26 protein-coding genes are annotated in these 24,435 nt (G+C 42.3%); 18 read left to right on the top strand and 8 right to left on the bottom strand.

Features of this window, described 5'->3' with window-relative positions; all coding sequences use genetic code 11:
- The first annotated feature begins 195 nt into the window (after window positions 1-195).
- Window positions 196-597 (top strand): endonuclease domain-containing protein, encoded by a 402-nt coding sequence (locus ACQY1X_RS11405; RefSeq protein WP_430014592.1) that lies wholly within the window; start codon window positions 196-198, stop codon window positions 595-597.
- A gap of 229 nt (window positions 598-826) precedes the next feature.
- Here ACQY1X_RS11405 and cobA read toward each other — a convergent pair whose 3' ends face one another.
- From cobA to cbiT, 3 genes are read right to left on the bottom strand one after another with little or no spacing between them, the layout of a single operon-like run.
- A complete protein-coding gene (cobA, locus tag ACQY1X_RS11400) occupies window positions 827-2,344 on the bottom strand; it encodes a uroporphyrinogen-III C-methyltransferase (RefSeq protein WP_430015698.1) in 1,518 nt (505 codons plus the stop codon).
- A gap of 54 nt (window positions 2,345-2,398) precedes the next feature.
- A complete protein-coding gene (locus ACQY1X_RS11395) occupies window positions 2,399-3,316 on the bottom strand; it encodes a phosphatidate cytidylyltransferase (protein ID WP_043997242.1) in 918 nt (305 codons plus the stop codon).
- A 42-nt stretch (window positions 3,317-3,358) separates the two neighbouring features.
- Window positions 3,359-3,949 (bottom strand): precorrin-6Y C5,15-methyltransferase subunit CbiT, encoded by a 591-nt coding sequence (cbiT, locus tag ACQY1X_RS11390; RefSeq protein WP_002732225.1) that lies wholly within the window; start codon window positions 3,947-3,949, stop codon window positions 3,359-3,361.
- A 721-nt stretch (window positions 3,950-4,670) separates the two neighbouring features.
- On the opposite strand from cbiT, the gene ACQY1X_RS11385 reads away from it, so the two are divergent.
- The 5 genes from ACQY1X_RS11385 to ACQY1X_RS11365 all read left to right on the top strand — a co-directional run bounded on the left by ACQY1X_RS11385 (window position 4,671) and on the right by ACQY1X_RS11365 (window position 9,527).
- The gene (locus ACQY1X_RS11385) at window positions 4,671-5,435 is read left to right on the top strand and encodes a PD-(D/E)XK nuclease family protein (protein ID WP_016515422.1); all 765 of its coding nucleotides are present in this window, start codon (window positions 4,671-4,673) and stop codon (window positions 5,433-5,435) included.
- Between the two features lie 625 nt (window positions 5,436-6,060).
- The gene (locus tag ACQY1X_RS11380) at window positions 6,061-6,750 is read left to right on the top strand and encodes a J domain-containing protein (protein WP_430014590.1); all 690 of its coding nucleotides are present in this window, start codon (window positions 6,061-6,063) and stop codon (window positions 6,748-6,750) included.
- A 73-nt stretch (window positions 6,751-6,823) separates the two neighbouring features.
- Window positions 6,824-7,435, top strand: coding sequence for a DUF3611 family protein (locus tag ACQY1X_RS11375; RefSeq protein ID WP_002733490.1), 612 nt, complete (start codon window positions 6,824-6,826; stop codon window positions 7,433-7,435).
- A 2-nt stretch (window positions 7,436-7,437) separates the two neighbouring features.
- Window positions 7,438-7,779, top strand: a complete 342-nt coding sequence (locus ACQY1X_RS11370; protein WP_002753579.1) for a DUF565 domain-containing protein — start codon at window positions 7,438-7,440, stop codon at window positions 7,777-7,779.
- Window positions 7,780-7,979: 200 nt separating this feature from the next.
- Window positions 7,980-9,527 (top strand): mercuric reductase, encoded by a 1,548-nt coding sequence (locus ACQY1X_RS11365; RefSeq protein ID WP_430014589.1) that lies wholly within the window; start codon window positions 7,980-7,982, stop codon window positions 9,525-9,527.
- Between the two features lie 2 nt (window positions 9,528-9,529).
- Here ACQY1X_RS11365 and ACQY1X_RS11360 read toward each other — a convergent pair whose 3' ends face one another.
- Both ACQY1X_RS11360 and ACQY1X_RS11355 read right to left on the bottom strand, forming a co-directional pair.
- A complete protein-coding gene (locus ACQY1X_RS11360) occupies window positions 9,530-9,733 on the bottom strand; it encodes a hypothetical protein (protein ID WP_430014721.1) in 204 nt (67 codons plus the stop codon).
- Between the two features lie 583 nt (window positions 9,734-10,316).
- On the bottom strand, window positions 10,317-11,135 hold the full coding sequence (locus ACQY1X_RS11355; RefSeq protein WP_430014588.1) for a hypothetical protein: 819 nt from the start codon (window positions 11,133-11,135) through the stop codon (window positions 10,317-10,319).
- Between the two features lie 283 nt (window positions 11,136-11,418).
- On the opposite strand from ACQY1X_RS11355, the gene ACQY1X_RS11350 reads away from it, so the two are divergent.
- From ACQY1X_RS11350 to ACQY1X_RS11335, 4 genes are all read left to right on the top strand, one after another.
- Window positions 11,419-11,535: a phage integrase N-terminal SAM-like domain-containing protein gene (locus tag ACQY1X_RS11350; RefSeq protein ID WP_375329625.1), complete on the top strand. Its 117-nt coding sequence runs from the start codon at window positions 11,419-11,421 to the stop codon at window positions 11,533-11,535.
- A 4-nt stretch (window positions 11,536-11,539) separates the two neighbouring features.
- Window positions 11,540-11,680, top strand: a complete 141-nt coding sequence (locus ACQY1X_RS11345) for a phage integrase N-terminal SAM-like domain-containing protein (protein WP_353734368.1) — start codon at window positions 11,540-11,542, stop codon at window positions 11,678-11,680.
- On the top strand, window positions 11,677-11,832 hold the full coding sequence (locus ACQY1X_RS11340) for a hypothetical protein (RefSeq protein ID WP_430014587.1): 156 nt from the start codon (window positions 11,677-11,679) through the stop codon (window positions 11,830-11,832). The genes ACQY1X_RS11345 and ACQY1X_RS11340 overlap by 4 nt, the downstream gene beginning before the upstream one ends.
- 470 nt (window positions 11,833-12,302) lie before the next feature.
- On the top strand, window positions 12,303-13,160 hold the full coding sequence (locus ACQY1X_RS11335; protein WP_002735720.1) for an IS5-like element ISMae4 family transposase: 858 nt from the start codon (window positions 12,303-12,305) through the stop codon (window positions 13,158-13,160).
- Window positions 13,161-13,324: 164 nt separating this feature from the next.
- Here ACQY1X_RS11335 and ACQY1X_RS11330 read toward each other — a convergent pair whose 3' ends face one another.
- Window positions 13,325-14,539: an ISL3 family transposase gene (locus tag ACQY1X_RS11330; protein ID WP_430014586.1), complete on the bottom strand. Its 1,215-nt coding sequence runs from the start codon at window positions 14,537-14,539 to the stop codon at window positions 13,325-13,327.
- A 389-nt stretch (window positions 14,540-14,928) separates the two neighbouring features.
- Here ACQY1X_RS11330 and ACQY1X_RS11325 point away from each other — a divergent pair, with 389 nt between their 5' ends.
- The 3 genes from ACQY1X_RS11325 to ACQY1X_RS11315 all read left to right on the top strand — a co-directional run bounded on the left by ACQY1X_RS11325 (window position 14,929) and on the right by ACQY1X_RS11315 (window position 16,092).
- Complete coding sequence (locus tag ACQY1X_RS11325; RefSeq protein WP_130757229.1) at window positions 14,929-15,228, top strand: hypothetical protein; 300 nt, start codon at window positions 14,929-14,931, stop codon at window positions 15,226-15,228.
- Window positions 15,206-15,565, top strand: a complete 360-nt coding sequence (locus ACQY1X_RS11320; protein ID WP_430014585.1) for a DUF5615 family PIN-like protein — start codon at window positions 15,206-15,208, stop codon at window positions 15,563-15,565. The genes ACQY1X_RS11325 and ACQY1X_RS11320 overlap by 23 nt, the downstream gene beginning before the upstream one ends.
- A 398-nt stretch (window positions 15,566-15,963) precedes the next feature.
- Window positions 15,964-16,092 carry a hypothetical protein gene (locus tag ACQY1X_RS11315; protein WP_430014584.1) on the top strand — a complete coding sequence of 43 codons (129 nt, stop codon included), beginning with the start codon at window positions 15,964-15,966 and terminating at the stop codon, window positions 16,090-16,092.
- Between the two features lie 650 nt (window positions 16,093-16,742).
- Here ACQY1X_RS11315 and ACQY1X_RS11310 read toward each other — a convergent pair.
- On the bottom strand, window positions 16,743-16,937 hold the full coding sequence (locus tag ACQY1X_RS11310; RefSeq protein ID WP_002753616.1) for a hypothetical protein: 195 nt from the start codon (window positions 16,935-16,937) through the stop codon (window positions 16,743-16,745).
- A gap of 252 nt (window positions 16,938-17,189) precedes the next feature.
- Here ACQY1X_RS11310 and cysK point away from each other — a divergent pair, with 252 nt between their 5' ends.
- Window positions 17,190-18,149, top strand: a complete 960-nt coding sequence (cysK, locus tag ACQY1X_RS11305; protein WP_002734500.1) for a cysteine synthase A — start codon at window positions 17,190-17,192, stop codon at window positions 18,147-18,149.
- Window positions 18,150-18,218: 69 nt separating this feature from the next.
- Here the strand turns inward: cysK and ACQY1X_RS11300 are convergent, their stop codons facing one another.
- A complete protein-coding gene (locus ACQY1X_RS11300) occupies window positions 18,219-18,935 on the bottom strand; it encodes a hypothetical protein (protein ID WP_430014583.1) in 717 nt (238 codons plus the stop codon).
- 520 nt (window positions 18,936-19,455) lie between these two features.
- Between ACQY1X_RS11300 and ACQY1X_RS11295 the strand changes: the two genes are divergently transcribed.
- The 4 genes from ACQY1X_RS11295 (at window position 19,456) to ACQY1X_RS11280 (ending at window position 24,303) form a co-directional block, all read left to right on the top strand.
- On the top strand, window positions 19,456-20,565 hold the full coding sequence (locus tag ACQY1X_RS11295) for a DUF2235 domain-containing protein (RefSeq protein WP_430014582.1): 1,110 nt from the start codon (window positions 19,456-19,458) through the stop codon (window positions 20,563-20,565).
- 212 nt (window positions 20,566-20,777) lie between these two features.
- Window positions 20,778-21,359, top strand: a complete 582-nt coding sequence (locus ACQY1X_RS11290; RefSeq protein ID WP_172963147.1) for a hypothetical protein — start codon at window positions 20,778-20,780, stop codon at window positions 21,357-21,359.
- Window positions 21,360-21,420: 61 nt separating this feature from the next.
- Window positions 21,421-23,256 (top strand): SH3 domain-containing protein, encoded by a 1,836-nt coding sequence (locus ACQY1X_RS11285; protein WP_430014581.1) that lies wholly within the window; start codon window positions 21,421-21,423, stop codon window positions 23,254-23,256.
- A 663-nt stretch (window positions 23,257-23,919) separates the two neighbouring features.
- Window positions 23,920-24,303, top strand: coding sequence for a hypothetical protein (locus ACQY1X_RS11280; RefSeq protein ID WP_002774964.1), 384 nt, complete (start codon window positions 23,920-23,922; stop codon window positions 24,301-24,303).
- The last annotated feature ends 132 nt before the right edge of the window (window positions 24,304-24,435 follow it).

Here is a 24,435-nt window from a genome sequence, read left to right as displayed (position 1 = left end):
ATCAAGGGGGGTTGGGGGGATCAAATTCAACCAGTAAAAAGCCCCCCTTATCAAGGGGGGTTGGGGGGATCAAATTCAACCAGTAAAAAGCCCCCCTTATCAAGGGGGGTTGGGGGGATCAAATTCAACCAATAAAAAGCCCCCCTTATCAAGGGGGGCTAAGTACGGTAACATGACTAACCAGAAAGTAAGCTTATGCAATTAACCAATCATCATCATCTACCCTACAATCCCAAACTCGTAGAACGAGCCAAAGAACTCCGTAAAAATATGACCAAAGCTGAAAGAAAACTTTGGTATGAATACTTAAACAATTTTCAATATAGAGTTCATCGCCAAAGACCGATTGATCAATTTATTGTTGACTTTTATTGCCCCGAATTAAAATTAGTGATTGAAATTGATGGTGATAGTCATAATAGGGAAGATGCTCAGACCTATGACTTAGAAAGAACCCAAATTTTATCAGGTTATGGATTAACAGTAATCCGCTTTACTAATCAAGAAGTTTTGAGTAATTTTGAGGGAGTTTGTGGAGTAATTGGAAGTTTGATCCCCCCAACCCCCCTTGATAAGGGGGGCTTTGATCCTTCTTGATAAGGGGCTTTGATCCTTCTTGATAAGGGGCTTTGATCCTTCTTGATAAGGGGCTTTGATCCTTCTTGATAAGGGGCTTTGATCCTTCTTGATAAGGGGGGCTTTGATCCTCCTTGATAGGGGGGCTTTGATCCTTCTTGATAAGGGGCTTTGATCCCCCCAACCCCCCTTGATAAGGGGGGCTTTGATCCTCCCAACCCCAGCTGCCGCAAATACGGCGGCGAGGATGTCAGGTCTTACTCCACTCAATTAAAGCGCTAGTCAACCCTTCTAGGGTGTATTCTCGCGCCTCGATATCAACACGACCAAATAACTCTTGACAGGTTTTTGAAGTTTGCGGACCGATAGAAGCCAGACAAACTTTTTCTAAGAGGGAATTAACCGATAATTCTGCCGTTTCTTGCAGCAATAACCGATAAAAATTCTGGACGGTTTTGGAACTGGCAAAGGTGACTATATCGACTTTCCCATCTCGAAAGGCTTCCCAGATGCCACTATCCATGCGTGCCGGACATCCGGAATAATATGCGGCCACTTCCGTCACCTGACCGGCTTTGGCCGTTAATTCCTTAACTAATATCTCTCTCCCTCCCGTTTCCACGCGAGGAAAGAGGAATTTTTGCCCCTTAATCGGGTCGGGAAACTCGTTTACCAAAGCATCAGCGACAAAATCCCCCGGGATAAAATCCGCTTTTAATCCCCGTGAGTGCAAAACTTGGCTGGTTTTTTTGCCCACCACGGCGATTTTTACAGTCGCTAAAGCCCTAGCATCTTTTCCCCAAAATGTCAAGCGATCAAAGAAAAAATTAACAGCATTGGCAGAAGTTAAAATCAGCCAATCAAACTCTTTTAACTGAGCGATGGCATCGTCTAAACCTTGCCAACGGTCGGGGGGACGAATCTCTAAAGCGGGCATTTCTAGGACTTCTGCGCCTTGATTTTGCAAAATTTCGCTAAATTGACTCGTTTGCTCGGCGGCACGGGTAATAACAATAGTTTTACCGCCTAGGGGTGGGGGAGAGGACATAATCGCCAGATCCACAACTTGACCAATGACCATAATAGAGGGTGAGAGGGACACCCCGGCGGTTTGAGCGAGAATATTTTCTAAAGTGCCGCGCCAAATTTTTTGATCCTTGCGTCCCGCCTGACGGATAATAGCGATCGAGTCGTGAATATTCCGCCCATTTTGGTATAATTTCTCGATAATTTGCCCTAAAGACTGACCAGCCATCAATAGCACAAGTGTATCAATTTTAGCTAAAGCTGACCAATCGAGAGACTCGGGATCGTGAGCGCTCAAGACCGCAAAACAGCGACTAATATCCTTTTCGGTCAGGGGAATTCCGGCCAATAAAGGAGCGGCTAAAGCGGAGGAAATACCGGTTATCAGTTCAAAATCACAGCCTGCCTGCTTTAGGGCCAACATTTCAGGATATACTCGCCCAAAAACCCCCGGATCACCACTTTTAAGCCGAATAACCCGTTTTCCCTCTTGACAATAATTAACCAGTATCCGATTAATCTGATTCTGCTCGGCCCCGGGTTGTCCCCCCCGTTTGCCAACATCGACTAAAACACAGGTTTTCGGCACTAGGGAGAAGATTTGACTATCCACTAGGGCATCGTACAGCAAAACCTCGGCCGTGGCTAAAATTGCTCGCGCTTGCAGGGTGAGAAAACTACTCTGACCGATTCCCGCACCGAGAAGATAAACTTTACCCCGGGGATGGACGACTGCTGACATAATCGCAAATTTGAGTTTAATCTTTAATCTAGCACTTGGAGAAGATGCAAATTACTAACGCAACCAGGGCAGCAGTAAAGTGACGAAATAATATACTAGGGGAGCGGTGAAGACATAACTATCAGTGCGATCGAGTATACCACCGTGACCGGGGATTAACTGCCCGGAATCCTTGACCCCAGCATCGCGTTTCATCATCGATTCGGTCAAATCGCCCAATAAACTGACAATACCAATTAATAAGCCCAAAAATAAGCCCGTCAGCTGCCAATAGGGCCAATCTAAATACCAAGCACCCAAATCGGCCACCGCTATACTGCCTAAAATGCCAAAAAAGGAACCTTCCACGGTTTTTTTGGGACTAATCAGCGATAAACTGGTTTTCCCTAACCATTTTCCCATGATATAAGCTCCGATATCGGCGGCCCAAATACAACCGAAAGCTAGAAAAGTCACCGTCAAAGCGGCCGGGAATAATTTCGGTTCCATCCACGATTCCGGCCAATATCCCATCAGGGGTAAGTTACTGGCCATAGCCACGGGACCACTTTCGGGAGAAAAACCGACCCGTAAACGAATCCAATAACTGGGTAAGTAACCACCGTAAAACAGACCGAGAATTGAGGTGGAAATGTCGGCAATTGTCGCCATTTTGGGCTGAAAGAGCAGATAAAAACAAATTAACGCTCCGGCCAGGGGAAACATGGCATCGGTGAGGGGGGCTGCCATAGTTGCCGTCAGTAGTAATAATTGGGAAACTACGAGAGTGGTTTTAGCGGCCGGTTCAATGCCTTTAGCGCGAACTAAGCGAAAATACTCTAATTGTCCCAAAAAGACGATAACACCGATGCCGAGGGTGAAATACCAACCCCCAACGATAATAATTCCCAGTGCGAAGGCAATAGCAAAAATAGCGCTGACAATGCGTGGCCAAGGCATGGTTAATCCAGAGAAATTAGGCGGCATTGTCATAATTATATAGATTAAGAAAACTTTATGGAAGGTTATCCCCAATTAAAGTTTATCGCCGCTCAGGATAAACATGGGATCAACGGCGGCAAAAACTTGGTGAATACCCCTAGTTTCTAGGCGATTTACTGCCGCTTGGACAATCTCGATATTACGGGCCTGTAAATTAGAAAAACCTTCGGAAAATTGATAGAGGGTTTCTAAATTATTGGCCGTAGCCACGATGCGGCCATTGGGTTTCAGGTATTGCCACACTTCTTGCAGGACCGATTTAATCGGTTTGCCGCCCTCGATACAGACGCGATCGGGTGCGAGGGATATATTGGGCAGACAATCGGGTGCGCTGCCTTCAAAAACGGTGACATTTTTTACCCCGAAGCGATCGCAATTACGGCGGATTAAACTGGCCACTTCTTCATCCCTTTCAATGGCAATAATCGGACTATTGGGGCATAATAAGCCAATTTCAACGGGAATAGTGCCGGTTCCTGCTCCTATATCCCAGAAAACCCCCCCATCACCTAACCGCAAAGCGGAAATCATCAATAATCTCACCTCGCGTTTACTCAGGGGAATCCCGGGTAAACGTTCAAACAGTTCATCGGGAATACCGGGGGTTTTATATAACCAAGTCATGGGGGATCAATTATTGAGAAGCTTCACTACCAAGCATTATTATATAAGTTTGTCAAATTTTCTTTATTAAGTAAACAGGGACTTTTATAGGCATAAAACCCTGATCATAGCTCTAAAAAGCTATTGTCTGTCATTAAGCTAAGACGTATTTTAACCCCCGATCCTTAGATTAGGTCAATCTCTCCCAATCCCTTTACTGTTGCAACACTGCCACAGTGCCTCATCTTAACAAGCAATTTAAATAGGCGGGCAGCTTATCTTAATGATGAGATAGGAAGTTTTTGTTTTGGCGGGTCAGTCGTCGGTCGTTAACACCAAATTAGGTTACACTTCATCTTTATGGGAAAGGCCGTCATGATCCTTTTTCTTAAGCATAGATTGTCCTAATCAATTTCTTTTGGTATTGTCTATCAAATGTTACTAAATACTCTGGCTATTCAACCTTCCTAGCATCTGTCAGCCAAAAACCATAGACTAACTCCTGTTTTATCAACGATAACTCTAAGTAGCTGGTTATAATTAAATTAAAAATGGATTTTAAGTTCGATCCCCCCTGCCCCCCTTGATAAGGGGGGTGCCGATAGGCGGGGGGATCTACCCTTGATAAGGGGGGTGCCGATAGGCGGGGGGATCTACCCTTGATAATGGGGGTGCCGATCCCCCCTTAATCCCCCCTTAATAAGGGGGGCATCTGAAAGTTTTTAATACCTATCTAGTTATCATGTCTAATATCTATCGTCTTGCCCAGGGCCATTTAAACCTATTGGAAACCTGTCCACCGAGATTTCAAAAAGTCTATCTAGAGCAACTTAACACACCGGCTGACCCCGGGCAATTGGAGAGGCAAGAATGGGGCAGTCAGTTTCACCTATTACTACAGCAGCGGGAATTAGGGCTACCGATCATGTCCCTATTACGCGAAAATGAACAGTTAGAACATTGTTTAACAGCCCTATTAAAGGCCGCCCCGGCAATTGCCCAAAATCCGGGAGAAGCTAATCGAGAAGCGGAACATTGTCGCAGTTTAACTGTGGGTAATTATTTATTAACGGTTATCTATGATTTAATTTTACTAGAGAGCGATCGAGCGGTAATTTTTGACTGGAAAACCTACTTAAAACCTATCGATGCCGACAAACTAGCCAAAAATTGGCAGACGAGACTTTATCTGTATGTGTTGGCAGAAACTTCTGCTTATCCTCCTGATAGTTTATCGATGACCTATTGGTTTGTGCAGTTACCCCGCAACCCCGAACAAATTACTTTTAACTATAACCAGAAACTACACCAACGGACAGGACGGGATTTACGCCGTTTATTGAAGGATCTCGATCGCTATCTATCAGCATACCAAAATGATTTAGTCGATTTTCCCCATCGTCCCGATTGTCAGCTTCATTGTCCCTATTATCTTACACAAGAGCGATCGGGCCAAATAGACTTACCCTCGATCGATGATATCCCTGAAATCAATCCTTTTGTCTAATTATTGCCAATTTTGTCAGATCAGAATTATAAATTCTCAACTCTGAATTCTGAAGATTATTTTTATTTATTCTCCCTTCTCCCCCACTTCCCACTTCCCCACTTCCTAATTCATACTTTGTGCTTTTTGTCAAAAAAACTTTTTCTTTGTAATAAAACTACATAAAAAAAAGATCATCGTTGTGGGTGAAATTGACTAATTTACCCGTCTTAATTAGGATTACCTTGTAGGTGTGGCAAGGGTTTCAACCATTGCTGTCCAAAAAAGCACAGAATAGCCCACTGTGAAATTCTATCAAATCGCTGTAACCATTGTAAAATCGTTGTTAAATAAAAATATTTCTCAATTAATTCTTAAGAATTTATAAATATTGCGGAATGTTAATTTAAATATTCTCAAGTTTTCGGAGTCAATAGATAATTTTTGCTTATCTTTGTCCAACATGGGGTTAGAAGTCAGGAGTCGGGAGTCAGAAGTCAGTATTCAGGAGACAGGAGATTATTTTTATGTATTCTTCCCACACCCCACACCCCGCCTCCCCACTTTCCCACTCTCGACAATTCCCCTTCTCTGCCGCGTTAACCATGGTCGATAATAATAAAAGACAGATCGATCGCTTGCGCTCATGACCGGCAACCACTACCAAACCTTAGAAATCAGCCATAAATCGACCCCTGACGAGATTAAACGGGCCTATCGGCGTTTAGCCAGACAATTCCATCCCGATAGTCAAAACGATAGTGCCAGTCACGATAAAATCGTCGCTATTAACGCCGCCTACGAGATCCTAAGCGATCCGAGACTAAGAAAGGACTACGATAACCAACTAATCGCCAATTCTCCCGAAAAACGCGCCCAACGCACCGCCACCGCCCAGGCAAATTACCATCGTTACAAAGAAGCAGTCCAGGAAGACGAAGCCCTGGTCAAACAGTGGTATAACCAGACCTATAGCCCGATTAATCGCCTGATCGGTCAAATTATCCGACCCCTAAAAGGTCAGATCAATCACCTATCCGCCGATCCCTTCGATGATCAGTTGATGGCTGTTTTTCAAGACTATCTAGAAACCTGTCGCCAAAATCTCGATCGAGCCAAAACCCTCTTTTCCCAACGGCCCAACCCTGCCAAAATGGCCAAAGTGGCCGCCTCTGTGTACTACTGTCTCAATCATCTCACTGACGGACTAGAAGAATTAGAAACCTTTACCCTTAACTACGACGATCGCTCTCTCCACACCGGTCAAGAAATGTTTCGTATGGCCCAGCGTTTACAGGTAGAAGCTAAACAGATAGCCAGTCAGTGCCAAAATTAAATCTCTAGCCATGGGCAAAAAAAAAGACGAAAATAGATCAAGACCAGATTTACCCAACCCTAGCTTAACCCCGATGAGAGACAAACAATCAGAAATTACCAATATATCCACCCCTAGAGATTCTGATCTTTATTCCTTGCCTCCAGCCGTCCAACGGGCTGCTAATATCCTTTTACGTCAGGGAAGAATCGGTTTTTGGACGCAGATTGTCCTAGGCGTAATTTCAGGGGTTTTATTGCTCATTGCTACCGCTAGTTTATTAGGGACGAGACAACGCACTTCCGGTATTGAAATCGGTGTTTTATGTGCCATTGGTGGGGCTTGTTTCTTGGTAGTTGCCATTTTCTTTTCCTCTCGTTACATGAAAATTGCCCGTCAAATGTTGGGGGGTGATCAAGATAGTCGCCCGAAAAAATCCGATACTATTCAATTAATCCGTCAGGGTTTAATCGCTAATATTATCGGGATGTTTTTAACAATTTTGGGAGCGCAAGCCTTGGCGGGAATCGTCTTAATTAAATCCCTCAATGTTCCTCAAGGCACTTTTAATGTTGCCTCTAACCCCAGTCAATTTGTTAATTCCGTTGACCTGTTAATTGTGCAGGCTAATACTAATACAATTCTCGCGCACTTTACTGGTATTGTTACCTCTTTGTGGCTTCTTAATCGTATTACTTCTAAATAAATATGACCATGCAACGCACCCGTTTAAGTACGCTGGCTAATGTCACCAGCAGTCGATTTAATAGCTTTTTTGGTAATCCTTGGCGGCGGATTTCCCTCCAGATAATTTGTGTTTTATTTGGAGTTTTTTCTGGGCAAGCAATTGTCACTACTGCTGGCCAAACTGCTCAATGGGATGTCACCGCTGCCGGTTTATTACTGCTGTTTACGGAGGCGACTAGCCGGATTGTTTATCGAAAAAGTTCCCAGGCTAAACCAGCACCGATTCTGCGAGAATCTTTCAATTTACTAAAAATTGGTATCACCTATAGTTTATTTCTAGAAGCCTTTAAAATTGGCTCTTAAATCCCCAATTGAAAAATAAAACGCACGACTACTTAAGAGTTGACAGAGAAAGTCTCATCAGGTTTTGTCGGATTAATACAACAACAACTAACATAGAACCAAGAAACTTACTCTACCAACTTGGTCAAGAGGGAAATTTATTGACTATAAACTACAGAATAAAGGCGGTAACTGCGCCTAGGGAGTCGAGGTAGTTCACTATGTTTCAAAATAGCTCCAGTGAAGTTAGTATTCTCCCCATGGACGAACATAATCAAAAATTAGTTAATTATGTTCATCCTGCCGATTGGCTCAATCCCCAACCCCAAGATTGTTATGATTTAGTTGTCATTGGTGCGGGTACTGCGGGTTTAGTCGTAGCGGCGGGGGCGGCGGGTTTAGATATAGGTTTAAAAGTGGCTTTAGTGGAAAAACACTTAATGGGGGGAGATTGCCTCAATTTCGGTTGTATTCCTTCTAAATGTTTGATTCGTTCCTCTAGAATTATCGGGGAAATTGAGAAAGCCAAAAAATTGGGAATTGATATTGGAGATACTAGAGTAGATTTTGCCAGAGTAATGACCAGAATGCGGCAAATTCGCGCCGATATTAGCCATAATGATTCGGTGCAACGTTTCCAAAAACTAGGTATCGATGTCTTCTTGGGTAGCGCTCGTTTTTTAGGACAAAATGCTGTGGAAGTGGCAGGAAAAACCCTCGCTTATAAAAAAGCTGTCATTGCCACTGGTGCTGGGGCTTTTCATCCCGATATCCCCAGACTAAAAGAAGCGGGATTTTATACCAATGAAACAATTTTTTCCCTCACAGAATTACCTCCCCGATTAGCTGTTATCGGTGGCGGGCCGATTGGTTGTGAATTAGCTCAAGCTTTTCAACGGTTAGGCGCACAGGTGATTTTATTTCATAATTATTCCCATCTTTTGAATAAAGAAGACCCAGAAGCAGCCGAAATTATTGAGAATACTTTCCTGCGGGAAGGAATGCAATTAATTCTCTCTTGCCAAATTGAACGGGTGACAAAAAATGAGCAGGGTAAAACCATTGAATATACTAGCAACGGTCAAGGAGCAACTATCACCGTTGATGAGATTTTAGTCGCTGCTGGCCGGGTGCCTAATCTGTCAGGATTAAATTTAGAAGCGGTGGCCGTGGAATACGATACTCGTCGGGGAGTCAAAGTTAATGATTATCTGCAAACTACTAACCCGAAAATTTATGCGGCCGGTGATATCTGTATGGATTGGAAATTTACCCATGCTGCCGATGCAGCCGCCCGTATTGTGATTAAAAATACTCTCTTTTCTCCCTTCGGTTTCGGACGCGATAAGCTCAGTAATTTAGTTATGCCTTGGGTCACTTATACCGACCCAGAAATCGCCCATGTGGGCATGGATGAAACCCAAGCACAGACCCGGGGATTGGTCACTAATACTATTAAAATTCCTTTGAGTATAGTCGATCGAGCTATCGCTGATGGCGAAACAGCAGGTTTTTTAAAAATTATTCACAAACAAGGTTCCGACCAAATTTTAGGAGCCACTATCGTCGCCACCCACGCCGGTGAGATGATTTCTGAAATTACCACCGCTATGGTTGCCAAAATCGGATTGAGTAAACTCTCTACTGTTATTCATCCCTATCCCACCCAAGCGGAAGCGATTAAAAAGGCCGCCGATGCCTATCGTCGAACTCTCTTGACTCCTAATAGTAAAAAACTCTTGGAATTGTTGACTAAATTATCGCGTTAAAATCAATGATTGCCACCGGAGAACTGCGGCAGAACTTTGAACAATTCTGGCGGGAAGCTGCCGCACAGTTGGGGAACGCCCAATCCCTCACCGAACGGAGGCCGGGGAAATGGCAAGAGTACCAGGTCGATACCTAATATTTTAGCTTGCTGTTGCAGGGCGGCATAGACTTCATCGCTCAATTCTAGGGTTAAGACTTGACTCATTTGGCTGTACCTTCATTGTGGCTATTGATTAGATTAATTTCTTTTTTAACTCTTTGACCATTATAACCTCGGACATCAGCTTGTCTCTTCACAGTAGCACTGTAGTGGATTGTTTCAGCTAATTTGGTGTATTAGAAAAATGCTAGAAATTCTATAATCTAAGACTTTAAGCCGAAATCTATTGCCCTATTTTAGCTGAAACAGTCCACTACGGCGATGGCGATCGCACTAACTAGGTGGTAATAGACAGCTCAATTGAGTCCCAGTCTGGATTCATACCATTATTGACCAGTATTTGAACTACTGAGGTTGTTATCCCCATGGCTTCGGCTACGATATCACTGGTGGACATTTTTCCAATCCCACTCACCGTAAATGTGTCCCTGGAGGAGCCTGTGTGCACCAATGAACTACGAATATTATACATTGCCTTAATGATTGCCCTGACCCTTCTCCTCTCGTCAGGATTGGTTGAAGTGAGTAGAGCAGCGCGAAGCCCAATCTTGAAGGTGAGTTCACCATGATCTCCGACCAACAGGGCCTCAAGAGCAATGGCTAATTCTAACGCTCTGTCAGCGGGCATTCACCTGATGCGAGCCTGAGCGAGTCTCTGCATCGCAATTCGTGCCTTATTCTTATGGCTGTTATTCAGGTTCAAAAAGTTACTTATCAATTCAGATGCGCGAGAAACGTCTAGATTGCCATTACCTTCAAGAGCCAGAGGAGTTATCTCTTGATGAACGAATATCGTGGGTGATGCTGTTTGAGCACACTCAATATCTGGATCGGTGTATTGGAACCAACGTGGCCCAGGCATAATGCCAGCTTCCGCGGACGTGCCCAAGCAGAGGAGTACATCAGATAAGAGCGGACTGTAGTCAGTGGCGTTTTGCATCGGAGTATCGTCGTTAGCGTCCTTGAGGAAAGGTTCGATAGCCGTAGTGCAAACCACTGCAGCCGTTGGTGACTTCCATGTTAAGGGCGGCATTGTCAGACTTGGGCAGTGAGGTTTGGATAGCGCGTCCTTCTGCCTTGAGGCGGGCAATGATTCAAATGGCAGTAGTTGGACGTTGCCAGGGAGTGTTACTGGCACCTCGGGTGTGATTCCCCAGCAGGTAATGACCAAGATGCCCGATGCTCGCTGGGTGTTAAGCACTTTCTGCAGCCACTCAACGGCTGCGATGGCAGATCCCCGCCGTCTAGCCTCGCTCAACAGAACCGGAGCAACCAATATTGATTGGAACCCAGTCATTCCAAATGGAGAACAGATCATCATCTGAGATCGAGAGAATTCCTCCTGATTAGCCAGTAGGTCTTTAATTTTTTCTGACAGCATATGCAAAATATGCAAATGGGCGAGATTCTCGACTTCCTCGAGCTCGAGTCGATTGCCTAATTGCATCAGAGCCTCCTCAACCGCGGAGGTTAGTGCCCGAGTGTCCATGTCCATGTCCTCATCATGTCGGTCGCTAACCACTAATTCAACCGCTTACTGCGGTCTAGCACCCCCCTTTATCCTACTATCCCACCTCCATCGGTCTAACACCCCATAAATAAAACTTAATACCGCACCGTGCGGTCTAATCACCCCCATTTGGGCATAATTACCGCAGGGGGCGGTCTAGTATCTCTGCCAAACCGATTTTACCGCATTTGCCGATGACAGAAAAGCCCAGTTCCCTCGACTGTTAGAACGAGTCCGAGAAGTCATGCGTCTCAAGCACCTTAGCTTGAAGACGGAAAAATCCTACCTCTACTACATTCGAGACTTTATTCTCTTTACACAACAAACGTCATCCTAGAGAGATGGGAGTGTCCGAAATCCGCCAGTATCTGTCGCATTTAGCCACCGACAAGCAGGTTGCCGCCTCAACTCAAAATGTCGCTCTCAATGCCTTGCGGTTGACGGGTCAAAAAGTGCTTTACGTCCAGACACCACAATTTTGAAGGCCTGTAAGGAAATTGGCGGTTATCAACCCGTCACCTGGTTAGCAGGAAGGGATAAAAGCCGTTATCCCCAAGTTTATCGCCCCCATCCCTTAGAAAGCAGCAATTATGAGGCATTTGACCAGATAATTGGGGTTGCTAATCAGAAATAGCAAGAAAGCCTCTTAATAACTCGTCCTGTCAATCAATTTCGTGGTTTTTTTTCCGAAATTAACAATCAGAATCTTACGGAAATTGCGATCAAAATCAAGGAAACCTACAATGATTATTTAAAGTTAGTGCGATCGCTTGAAGACCTGAAAAACCGGCATCCCGAACTGAGAGAACCTTATATCGAGGTAACATCGACTAAAAGTCAGAGAACGATTTACCTGACCCGACTAGATCGGTTTGGGACTTTAGAATCGGGTTTTTTTAGTCAAGATAAGCAGTCTTGTAGCGTGGGTTAAGCGATGGCCAACCCCAACCCCAAAAGTACTGAGGACGATCGTCAAACACTAGACCTCTTGCATAATTTTTTTATGGTATAATATAAGGTTTTGCTTTTTTCTCAATTCTTAGATTGAAGTGGAAAAAAGAATAAAATGTGATCTTAGGTCAGGAAATCATCTATAGTTTTGCTATGTTTATTAGCAAAATTATGGATTATCAAAACTTATCAGATGAACAATTCAAACGCCGTTTCGGTGTGTACAAACAAACATATAGAAAGATGGTAGAATCAGTAAAAAGTGTTGAAGCCGACTCTAATTCACCATCTAAAAGGGGACCGAAACCTAAACTATCTATAGAAGAACAAGTTTTAGTAACGTTAGAATATTGGCGAGAATATAGAACATATTTTCACATTGGTACAAGCTGGGAACTATCAGAATCAACTATATGTCGGATTGTAAATAAGACGGAAAAAATGCTTTTACAATCGGGAAACTTCCGTTTAAAAGGAAAAAAAGCTTTACTCAATCAAGCAGAGATACCGGTCATAACGGTAATGGATGTAACGGAAACTCCCATTGAACGCCCCCAAAAGAAACAGAAAGATTTTTTTTCGGGTAAAAGAGGTTATCATACTTTAAAATCCCAATTAGTAGCTGATCAAAATACAGAGGAAATTATCTGTGTTTTTTGTGGGAAAGGTAGAGGTCATGATTTTAGTTTATTTAAAAAAAGTCGAGTTCGTTTTCATCCTTTAACTACCAGCATAGAAGACAGTGGTTATCAGGGAATAGCTGCATACCATAGTAATAGTTATACACCGAAAAAGAAATCGAAAAATAGAAAATTAACAGAGTTAGAAAAAGAGTATAACAAGGCTTTAGCCAAAGAAAGGATTATCATTGAACCTATAAATAGGAAACTCAAAATCTTTAAAATCTTATCCTGTAAATATCGGAATCGTCGTCGAAGATATAGTTTAAGAGTTAACTTGTTGGCGGCTATTTATAACTGTGAGTTAGGGATAGGTATAGCAGCTTCTTAAAAGTTGCCTAAAGATTAATCAAGTCAAGGAGAATTTATTCTCAATTTTTATAATTGAGATAGTTTGTGCCGCTTAAATAAAGAGGTTTTGATAACCAAATTAAAGCAGCTCTAAAGAGTTTTGAGTTAAAAGTTAAACGGCTCTTCGTTACCCTTTATGCTAAATCAACAGACAAGATGCCAAGACAACATACTTCTAACCCAAAAATTCCGAAAGTTTCTAAAGCCATAGCCTCTCCGTTTTATTAGTTTAAGTTTATTGTTGATTCCATCGACCACCCCATTAGTTGTCCTTCGCTCGAAATAACTAATGATTTCTCCAAACCAGTTTCGGATTGTTTGACAACTCTTGGTAAAAACACTGGAGGATTTTGCCAACCAGTCCGAGATGGATAGCAGTCCTTCTGTCGGATTCTCTGAGGTTTCATAAATCTTTCTAAATTCTTCCTTTAACTCGTGCATCTTTTTCAAATTTGGGAAATTTTCTTTGATAGCTTCTAGTTTGATTTTTTGGGTTTCCGTTAAATCTTTTTCATTTTTTAACAAGCTATATTTACTTCGCTTTAAAACTTCTAGCTTCGCTTCTTTTTCCGCTTTCTGTTTTTTATTTCTCTGCGCTTCTACGGCTCTTTTTTCTGCTTTTCTTTGTTCGTCTAACTCTTGATTAATTTGTTTCATTACATGGAATCTATCGGCGACTACCTCGGCCGATGGCATCAATTCTTTCACCAAATTTTTATAGGGCAACCAAAGGTCTATGCTGACTTCTTCAATTTGCTCTAACACCTCTTTTCCCCACCCTGTAAGCGTTTCCCTCAATTCTTCTTGTGTTCGCTTCTCTAGAATAGCTATTAGTTTTCCCGTATCTAAATTTACTAAAACCGCACAGTAATTTTTTTGTCCTTTGACTAGAGCGATTTCATCAATTCCTAGTCTTTTTAATTTCGATAGGTCTGTCTCTGTAATTTCTTCAGCTATGTCCTCTATCATTCTTTGAATCTCTTCTTCCGTTACGTCATTTCTTCGGCTAACATTTAAAATATCTCCTTCTTTTAATTGTTCGAGTATATTCTCGGCTAGTCTTTTCGTATAGGTTCGTTTCTTGGCGACAAAATCTAACTCTTCGCTAAAGGGTTTCTGACAATTACCGCACTTAAATTGACGACGATTAACTTGTAGGTACACTGGTTGACCTGAGAGCGGTAAATCTTTGACTAAATGTCGATGATTTTGGTGAAGTTTATCGCTCTCTAACCCACAACGAGGACAGGCTGCTTTTTTATTTTTCGATTCGATTTGGAAAACTATACCGATATTTTCTAGGTGTCGATAGCCTTGAATACAGGTTTCTTGTAGGTTCAAAAATTTGTCAAGTATCATAAGTAAAATAATCTCGTTTTTGGCTATTATATCAAATCTTAACTCGATTGTCTATCTTTTGGTATTAACCTATTTGTGCCTTAAGTCCTTTCCTGTATGAATTTCAGCTACTTTTGAGCGTAGTTGCTCTCATCGAATTTTATTTTAAGTTAATTATTTGCATAACAATTCCCGAAGAGCCAGTTAAACTTCAAGTTTTCATTCAGGACGAATGTACTGATTAACTATTTTTTTGGGGAAAATTAGTTAGCCCATCATTATAACATATAATTAATTTGCAAGAGTTCTACTATATCCCAACTAGCGATTCACAGGGGAAGGAGTCTCAGGTGGTTTCCCCTGTTTTAATCGGATAAACTAGGGATACCAGCTTTCATCAAGGCATCAGCATGACTACCAACGTAGCGAAAACTCAATGGCAGTATTTAGAGAAACGTCCTCATTCCTGGCGACAACAGCTTTGTTTTCAAGGCAGGAGGCTGAAAGCTTTTGATGTCTGGTCAGATATGATTGTCAATGACATGACTCCTCAAGAAGCAGCCCTTAATTGGGAGTTACCCCTGGCTGCCATCTATGAAGCAATTGACTATTGCGAGAGGAATCAGCAGCTACTCAAGCAAGAAGCAGAAGAAGAACGCCACCGTCTGGAAGCAAAGGGGATTAGTATTGAGCCTAAGATTATTGCTTGATGAGGACTCGCAATCCCAACTTCTGGTTAAGTTACTTACGGCTGCTGGTCATGACGTGCTGACGATCAATGAAATTGGTTTGGCTGGCTGCACAGATAATCTCGTACTTGACTATGCCATACAGGAAAATCGGATTCTGCTAACTCATAACTGCGATGACTTTGAAGAGTTGCACCAAGCCAATCCCAGCCATTCGCGGATATTCGCGGTTTACCGTAACGCTAACCTCTTAAAAAATATGGGCTTCAAGGCAATTGTCAAGGCAATCGCCAATCTCGAAACTGCTAACGTCCCCCTTGCTAATCAGTTCATCTCCCTGAACCACTGGAACTATTAATTCTGGTTTGTCTCGATCTTGTCACAAATCTTAACTTAATCTCTCCCTAACTATTGAAAACAAAAATACACTCTACCCCCCGCACAGTATCCTACGCTACAATTTAATAAATCTTTACATTATTCTCCCTGACTAGGGATTCACATCGGATTTACACACCCTCGCCCAATATTTCGTCAAAACTTACCGAAAAATTGGGTTTAAAGCCTCGCTCTTTTAGGGCGACTTTATATGATGTATGCTCTTAAGAATAGCGGGCAGGGTAAGCAACCGCTTAAAAAACCCAGTCATCGCCGGATGAACGCACCGTTCGGACCTCGGCGTGAGCTTTTGTCGAACGCTGAGCTCAGGGCAGCGCGGTCAAAAACGACATCGGTAAGATTGCCAACCAAATTATGATGGCTGTCACCTTGCATTGGGAAACCATTTTGATGCCAGAGGAAAGAAAAGAGGGTCATCAGTTGTCAGATTTGCGTTTTCAGTCCACTGATTACTGGAAAAGCTTCCCAACTCCCACTCTGCAATAACTACTGGCAGCCAGAAATAGGTTGGGTACTTATCATACTTTGTGCTTTTTGTCAAAAAAACTTTTTTTTTGCAATAAAACTACACAAAAAAAAGATCATCGTTGTGGGTGAAATTGACTGATTTACCCGTCTTAATTAGGATTACCTTGTAGGTGTGGCAAGGGTTTCAACCATTGCTGTTCAAAAAAGCACACAATAACCCACTATGAAATTCTATCAAATCGCTGTAACCATTGTAAAATCGTTGTTAAATAAAAATCTTTCTCAATTAATTCTTAAGAATTTATAAATATTGCGGAATGTTAATTTAAATATTCTCAAGTTTTTGGAGTTAGTAGATAATTTTTGCTTATCTTTGTTGAAAAATAGAACTCCTGCAAAAATCCAACATCTACCATTGGGTTAGGAGATAGGATTCAGGAGACGGCATTCAGGAGATAGGAGTCAGGAGATAGTAGTCAGGAGTCAGTAAGAATTGCGGCAATTTACATTTCTCAAGATAGACAACAGAATTTATGTCCGACTACTTATCAGTTATCAGTAATCAGCGAGGTTGAATTATCGCTTTTTTCTCAAAAATTTGGATAGTATCTCAGCATATTTTAGTGAGTTAGCCATAGCAAAGTAACCTACTTTTCAGAATTTAAAAGTTAGTAGCTGATGCTATCACCTGACATTAACTGCTGCCATTCAGAATCCTGCTGATAGTGGTCAAGCATAGACTCAGCCTGCCCTTCAAGGATACGCCTGCACTCAATCAATGGTAACTTGAGAAAAGCCAGACGTTGCTCTAGGGATAAAGCTTGTTCTTCAGGGGTTAAATAAGACGGATTAGCCTCTTTCACCAGTGGGAAAACCTTCAGTTTGTCAGAAAAATCCCATTCCTATCATATCTAGATTTTATAGGACATCCTCTCAAGCTAGGCGGACTGATTAAAGAAACAAAGGAAAATGGAAATTTTGCCGATCTAGGGCTGGCCTTTGCTATAAGTGAGCTATATAGCGCCTCCTTGGCTAGTGAGGAAATTCTCAAACGCTAAAGCTGAGAACTTACCGCTATAACTAAGCACACGAATCACCCAGACTGAGAAAATATCATGCGTATCGCTCACGATGTCACCGAATTGGTTGGCCGCACACCTTTAGTACAATTGAATCGGATTCCCCAAGCGGAGGGCTGTCTTGGCCGAATTGTGATGAAATTAGAAGGGATGAATCCCGCTGCTTCCGTCAAAGACCGCATTGGCACTCACATGATTAATAGCGCCGAAAAAGCGGGTTTAATCAATCCAGAAACCACGGTTTTAGTGGAACCCACCTCTGGCAATACGGGAATTGCCCTCGCGATGACTGCGGCAGCTAAGGGTTATCGCTTGATTTTAACTATGCCAGAAACGATGAGTTTAGAACGCCGGGCGATGTTAAAAGCCTACGGTGCTACCCTAGAACTTACCCCCGGTTCCCAAGGTATGAAAGGGGCAATTTTACGCGCGCAGCAAATTGTCGATAGTATCCCCGGGGCTTATATGTTGCAACAATTTCGCAACCCTTCTAACCCAGAAATTCACCGTCTCACCACTGCTGAGGAAATTTGGCAAGACACCGACGGACAGGTAGATTTTATTGTTGCGGGTGTGGGTACTGGAGGCACGATTACGGGAGTCGCTGAAGTGATTAAATCTCGTAAACCTAGTTTTCAAGTAGTCGCGGTGGAACCTTTCAATAGTCCGGTGATTTCCGGGGGTAATCCCGGTCCCCATAAAATTCAGGGTATCGGTGCGGGTTTTATTCCAGAAGTTTTACGCACAGATCTGATTGATGAGGTAATTACTGTCAGTGATGAGGAAGCTTTTCAATTTGGTCGTCGTTTGGCAAAAGAAGAGGGTTTACTTTCGGGGATTTCTTCCGGTGCCAATCTTTGTGCCGCAATTCAACTGGCCCAACGACCGGAAAATGAGGGTAAATTAATTGTGGTGATTCAGCCTAGTTTTGGAGAACGTTATCTGAGTACGCTGATGTTCCAAAATATCGAGGAGCGCGAGTTAACTTTGGTGTAAAAAAATATCCTCCTCAGTCTCTAGCAGTCAGCTTTAGTTGAGGGCTGATTGCTAATAGCAGAGAGCTTTTTAATCATATTTCAAGAGGGATTTTTTCACCTGTAGGGGTATTTGTAAAGGTTGCGGTTTGATTGCTTCTTTGCCAGAAAAATTATCAAGTAAAGCCGAGCGCACTTGCGTGTCGGTTTCTCGCGAGAGAAGATAGCGGAAGTATTCTTGGCATTGTTCTCGACGACTGGGGGAAAGTTCCATTTCACTTAAACGTCGGACGGCCATTAAGCGCATTAAGGGATCATTGACTGTTAATTTTTCTAACCAGCGATCGAAGTTTTTTGACTCATTTTCACCGCGATGGTCGAGAAAATGCCATCCTAGCAGGATTAAAGTCAAAACCGTGCCAAATCCTTGCAAAATTGAGGCCAGGGCCAACCAGCGATTTTCGGCATAGGTCCAAATTGCCACAGCGAGATAGGTGGCTAAACTGCCTAAACCGCCACAGACTACCGCTAAAGTTAACTTACCGCTGTCGGCGCTGAAAAAAGCACGCCACCACAGCCACAGCGATGGCCAGTTTTGCCCCTGGAGATGGTAAACTCCGATCATCGCCCCCACCCCGGTTAAAGTGGCCAAAACTAACTGCCAATTCCACGCCCAGAGGATCAAAAAACTAGCACAAGCTGCCGCCCATGTCAAGAATTGACGGGTTTTTTTTGCGGCGAGAGTTTTGATGACTCGACGCTGCAGAGCGGGAGAAAAATAGGGAGGAAGGCGGAATACTGAAGACACGGGAAGTTTTTCACTGAGGGTTTGATGATCACTATAGCCTGTTCTCAGGCAGACAGATCATTTTTCTCGGTAAAAATCCTTGTAGGAAAAGAGCGAAGTGCTAGGGTGGGCTAAAATTGCGATCGAGAATCGGCTAAAGTTCAGATTGGCGAGCTAAAGTGTTAGGATGGTTTGCAATCAAACTCAACTTTTTTTATTAATAAATAGCTGAACAATATTCTGTAAACTTATATACAGAAACCTAAAGAAATATGTTAATTTGCAGTCTTTAGGGCAGCAAGTTCTGATAGACGATCTAGAGTAGTAAGTATAAGTACCGCACCTAATTTTACCTAGTCAAGCTGGCTATCTAACTCATCTATATCATTTCCGAACAGAGTTAGAACTTTCTTTGTCTCGGTTGAGTCTTGCGGGAATTTTACCTTAAGGAAAATCTCGATAATTTTGAGTCATGATTCACTAGAATCCTCAAATATTCCATAAACTGGCGAGTTTTAAGAAACCTAGGAGGTTCATCGCTATGAAAAGCCGTCTTATTGTTTGTTGTGATGGAACTTGGCAAGATTTAGGACAAGCTTATCCTACCAATGTCGTCAAAATGGTGCAAGCTATCACGCCACTTGATGATAGTAAGGGCAACCCCATCCGTCAAATCATCTACTATGACGAAGGCATTGGGACAAAACAATCTAATGCCGAGATGACTGATACTTTAATTAAAATTACTGGAGGTGCTTTAGGCATTGGCATGGATCATAAGATTGAGGATGCCTATCGTTTTCTGTGCTTAAACTATCAACCTGAAGATGAAATTTATCTCTTTGGGTTTAGTCGGGGAGCTTACACTGTACGCTGTTTAGCTGGGTTAATTTATAATTGCGGTTTGTTGTATCGAGAATTTATCCGACAAATTCCCAAAGCCTACGAAATTTACCGAGACAAACAAGACCCAAATAACGCACCTAACGGTAAAAATGCCATTGATTTCCGTAATCAGTATGGACGACGAGTTCCTATTAAAGCGTTATGCTGTTGGGATACAGTTGCTTCTTTAGGTATCCCTGATATCGTTCATTCTCTGCACTTGGATCAAAAGTTCAACGAACGTTATCGCTTTTATGATTCGACCATCAATCCTACAATTGAAAAGGCGTTTCATGCAGTTGCCATTGATGAAATTCGTAAAGTCTTTGATGTAACGCTAATGCGTCCCCATTCTACCCAGATCAGACAACAAAAAGAACAAGTGGTTCAAGTTTGGTTTCCGGGGGGTCATGGTTGTGTTGGTGGAGGTTCTCAGGAAGAATCTGGACTATCCGATGGAGCTTTATTGTGGATGATGGAACAAGTCGAAACCTTGGGTTTGGTCTTAGATAAAAGTTATATTCAACATGAAGTTCATCCCAATTGTAGTGCGCGTTTTGATAATACGTCAAAATGGCCATTTAATGTAGCGGGAACAGCACCTCGTCAGTTTGAAGGGGATGTTAGCAATTTGCATGAAAGTGTTAAAAATCGCTGGACAGACCTGAATCTTAATCCCCCTTATAAACCCGCTATTCCCGAAATTCAAATGATGCTTGAGCAAGAGCTTGGTGCTTTGAGAAAGAAAGAAATAGTCTCTGTTTAGCACTTCGCTGCCTCAAAAATGTCGCCTACACTTTACTTACATAAACACTCATAATCTGAACTAATTAGGAGGATTTACAGAGCAGATCGGCTTTGTGTGGTAATTTTTGCTTATGGACGTGAAATGCTTACTAAGCAACACTTTTAGGACTATTTTGCGTTTGAATCATAACTCATTGATGACAAAAGTTTCCTCAAATGGGGATGGATGCTATGAAAAACTTGATGAGAAGTATTATTTCAGTTAGTTTAAGTCTGGCTGTTCTCCCCATTAATAGCCCCCATCTCCTATCTCAATTAAGCGAAGAAAGCTATGTCAAAATCATCCAAAATTTATTGATAACGGATAACCTAGAATCCGATCCTTTTGCTTTGATGAGAGAGGAAATCTTAGGGGAACTAAAACTTGATCTTTCTGCTCAACAAGTTATTCAATTACTCGGAAATCCTACACAAAAAGGACAAGTAGAATTTTGGGCAGGGGATGCACTTTATCATCAATATTGGTATTATCCTAATCAAGGTATTACCCTCAGCATGGCATCAGAAACTGAAAAAGGACAGCAAAATATTGCCTTTATTAAATTAGTTTCCCCTTCAACACTTCCAACCAAACGAGGCATAACAATTGGCAGTTCAATAGAGGAGGTTAGCCTTGCCTATGCCAAAGAAAAAGATCAAGAGATGTCAATACCTGATCAAACTTTTGTCGCTGGTTCAATTTATGGAGGATTAATTTTTACCTTTGATCAGGGTCGGGTCATTGAGATTTTCTTAGGAGCAGCAGCTGAATAAATGCCTATCAGTTGAGTATCCTTGTCTGTTGTTAAAACTTGTAATTTCAGGGATAGAAATTATGTCTTACTTTATCTTTCCACTTCGTCCAAGACCCAGTTTAAGCTATAAAGATGGCGGACGGCAATTCGGTGCAGGTCGTCCCGGAGGTCGGAAACACGCAGGTTGTGACTTAATCGCACCAAAAGGAACGGAAATTTTAGCAATGGCAGATGGGAAAGTTATCGTCGGTCCCTATGCTTTTTTCTCTGGAACGAATGCTATAGAAGTGAAGCATGATAACGGAATGGTTATCCGTTATTGTGAAATTGGACAGATGCTTCCTCGTGGCATTCAAGTGGGAGCAAGAGTATCAAAAGGTCAAGTGATTGCCTATGTTGGTCGTCTTCATTCCGGCAGTTCAATGTTACACCTAGAAATGTATCAAGGAACTCAAAATGGTGCATTAACACAAGCTGGAAATCGTCCTTATCAACGGCGCTCTGACTTATTAGACCCCACGGATATTTTAGATCATGCACCTTTAGTCGGACAAACACCCACACCTGATGGCGATATCGGCACAGTTAATGCTCAAGTTACTACGAGTCTTAATGTCAGAAATGATGCCAAGTTATCCGCACCTGTGCAGTTTACCTTACGCTTTGGGGAAACTTGTATTGTCCTAGAAAAAGTCACAGGAGATACCTATTCCCGTGACCAAAATCAATGGTACAAAATTTACAAAGACGGAAAAATAGGATTTGCGGCGGCAGTTTATATTGATGTCACCGAGCAACCTGAAGAACCCAGTAATCTGGCAAAAGGCCGAGTTAATAATCATGTGCAGACTGTCCTAAATGTTCGGAGTCAGGCCGCCACAACTGCCCCCATTCTCTTTGAATTAAGCCCCGGTGCCACCTGTACCATTCTGCAAGGAGTGACAGGTTCTCCCTATCCTCCTAATAATCAAACCCAATGGTATCAAATCCAACAGGGGGGACAAACGGGATATGCCGCCGCTTACTACATTGATAAATTCGACGAGAATAATCCTCCTCAAGTCCTGGAAATTGAGAGTGCTGAAGGACGAGTGAATCATCGGGTATCGAGTACCCTTAACGTCAGAAGCCAACCCAATACCAATTCAAACATTTTATTCACCTTAAGCACAGGAACAACCTTCAAAGTCCTAGAAGAAGTTTCTGGCAGTGAATATGACTTTGGGCGCACAGATTGGTTAAAAATTGATTACAACAATCAACAAGGCTATGTGGCCGCCCATTACGTTGATATTAACCTCGATCCACCACCAGCCAGCCGTTGGGATCAAGCCTTAATGCAAGCTCCCACAACAGGTGCATCCGCAGTGACGGCTTCTCAGGATGGACTGTCAGCAGGGGTGCAATCTTCCCACAAAATGGCACAAACTGACCTACAACGGGTAAAAGCCATGGCCGATTGTTTCTGTACTGCCGCAGCTAAATTTGGAGTTCCGGCAGCTTTATTGGCGGCCGTTGCCAGTCGAGAATCTCGCGGGGGCAATATTTTAAATGCTCAAGGATGGGGAGATTGCCACGGAGGTCAATGTTATGGTTTTGGCATTATGCAAGTGGACAAACGCTCCCATACGGTCGAAGGAATACCTGATGGTCCCAAGAGTTTAGCCCACGTTGAACAAGCTACAGGCATTTTTGCTAATTGCCTCCAACAAGTCCAACAAAAACATCCTAATTGGGAAGATCGTTATGTCATTAAAGGCGCAGCAGTTGCCTATAATTCAGGAATTCGTAATGTCCAGACCAAAGAAGGGATGGATATTGGGACAACAGGCAATGACTACGGTTCTGATGTCATGGCACGGGCGCAATATTACGCTAATCATGCGGATTTAAGTGTCTTCCGAATTAGCCTTTAAACTGCTACCGATCCTAGTAGTCAGACCCCATAAGGGATTTATCTGGCTACTAGGGGATTATGAAAAGTTGGCTCTTCGTTACTTGGTATGATTCGATCGGGTGGCATAAATCGACTCAATCCTTATCTGGCAAAAGACTTAATTGATTAGTTAGTTCTAGATCGAAAACAATTGACATAAATCCCCGAATTTCTTTCTATATAAGGTTTTCATCCCTTGTAATCCCGTCCATCGCATAACACAAACCGAAGAACCCTAAAGATGAAAAAAAAGGGCTAGTTTATATTCAATACAACAATCAAAGCAAGGAGAAAGATATTGATAAATTCAGAAAAAAATTATCAGAGAAATGGAACGCTTTAGGGATAGATTTTATTGCATAATATAAATCTAATTCTGGCAAATATGGAGATATTTGGTATTTTCATACGGAAGAAAAAGCGTTAGCTAATGAGTTACAAGTAACTCTTAACCAAAAGTATTGTCCTGAAAAACCAGAGGGATGTTTTGTTAGCCATGATCTATCAGGAAATTATCCTAATCTCCCTAAAAAACAATTTGAAATTTGGATTGATGTCAACAAAATACCAGAGCCATTTCATTAAGCTAATTATTTAGTGTGATTTCAAATCTCACACCCTTCATAAAAAAGGAGGAAAGGTAATGCAAAACACAAATCTCCCTGTAACCATAGACTCAAAACTAATCTGGAACGATACGGGAATTAATCTTGTCGCTGGACAAGAATATCATTTTCAAGCAACAGGTCAATGGACAGACTGGACAATTACCTCTAATGCTGATGGTTATGAAAGTCCTAATTTCTTGCTGAAACTATGTGAAGGACTACGACGAATGCCTAATTCACCTTGGTTTTCACTGATTGGTTCAATTGATAAAGATCAAGATAGTTTCTTCCTCATCGGCACAAATAAACAGTTTATAGCCCCAAAAACAGGACGGCTTTACTGCTTTGCTAACGATGTGATCATCGCCTATGGCAATAATCGAGATAGCATCCAACTCACTGTAACTTCCTTAACTTGACAAAGGGAAAATATCCTATTTGTTAACTGTCTGCTGTTGTTAAAGTAACCTGTCCAGAATCAGGCAAAAAAGGATCAAAAATGATGACTAACCAAAAACTGAAAGCTCTAGTCAATACTGTTATCAAACAAT

Origin of the sequence: Microcystis protocystis FBCC-A270 (assembly GCF_050500235.1) — a bacterium.
Taxonomy (GTDB): domain Bacteria; phylum Cyanobacteriota; class Cyanobacteriia; order Cyanobacteriales; family Microcystaceae; genus Microcystis; species Microcystis ichthyoblabe_A.
Note: the sequence above shows the minus strand (reverse complement) of the source record. Positions and strands in the feature narration are given on the sequence as shown.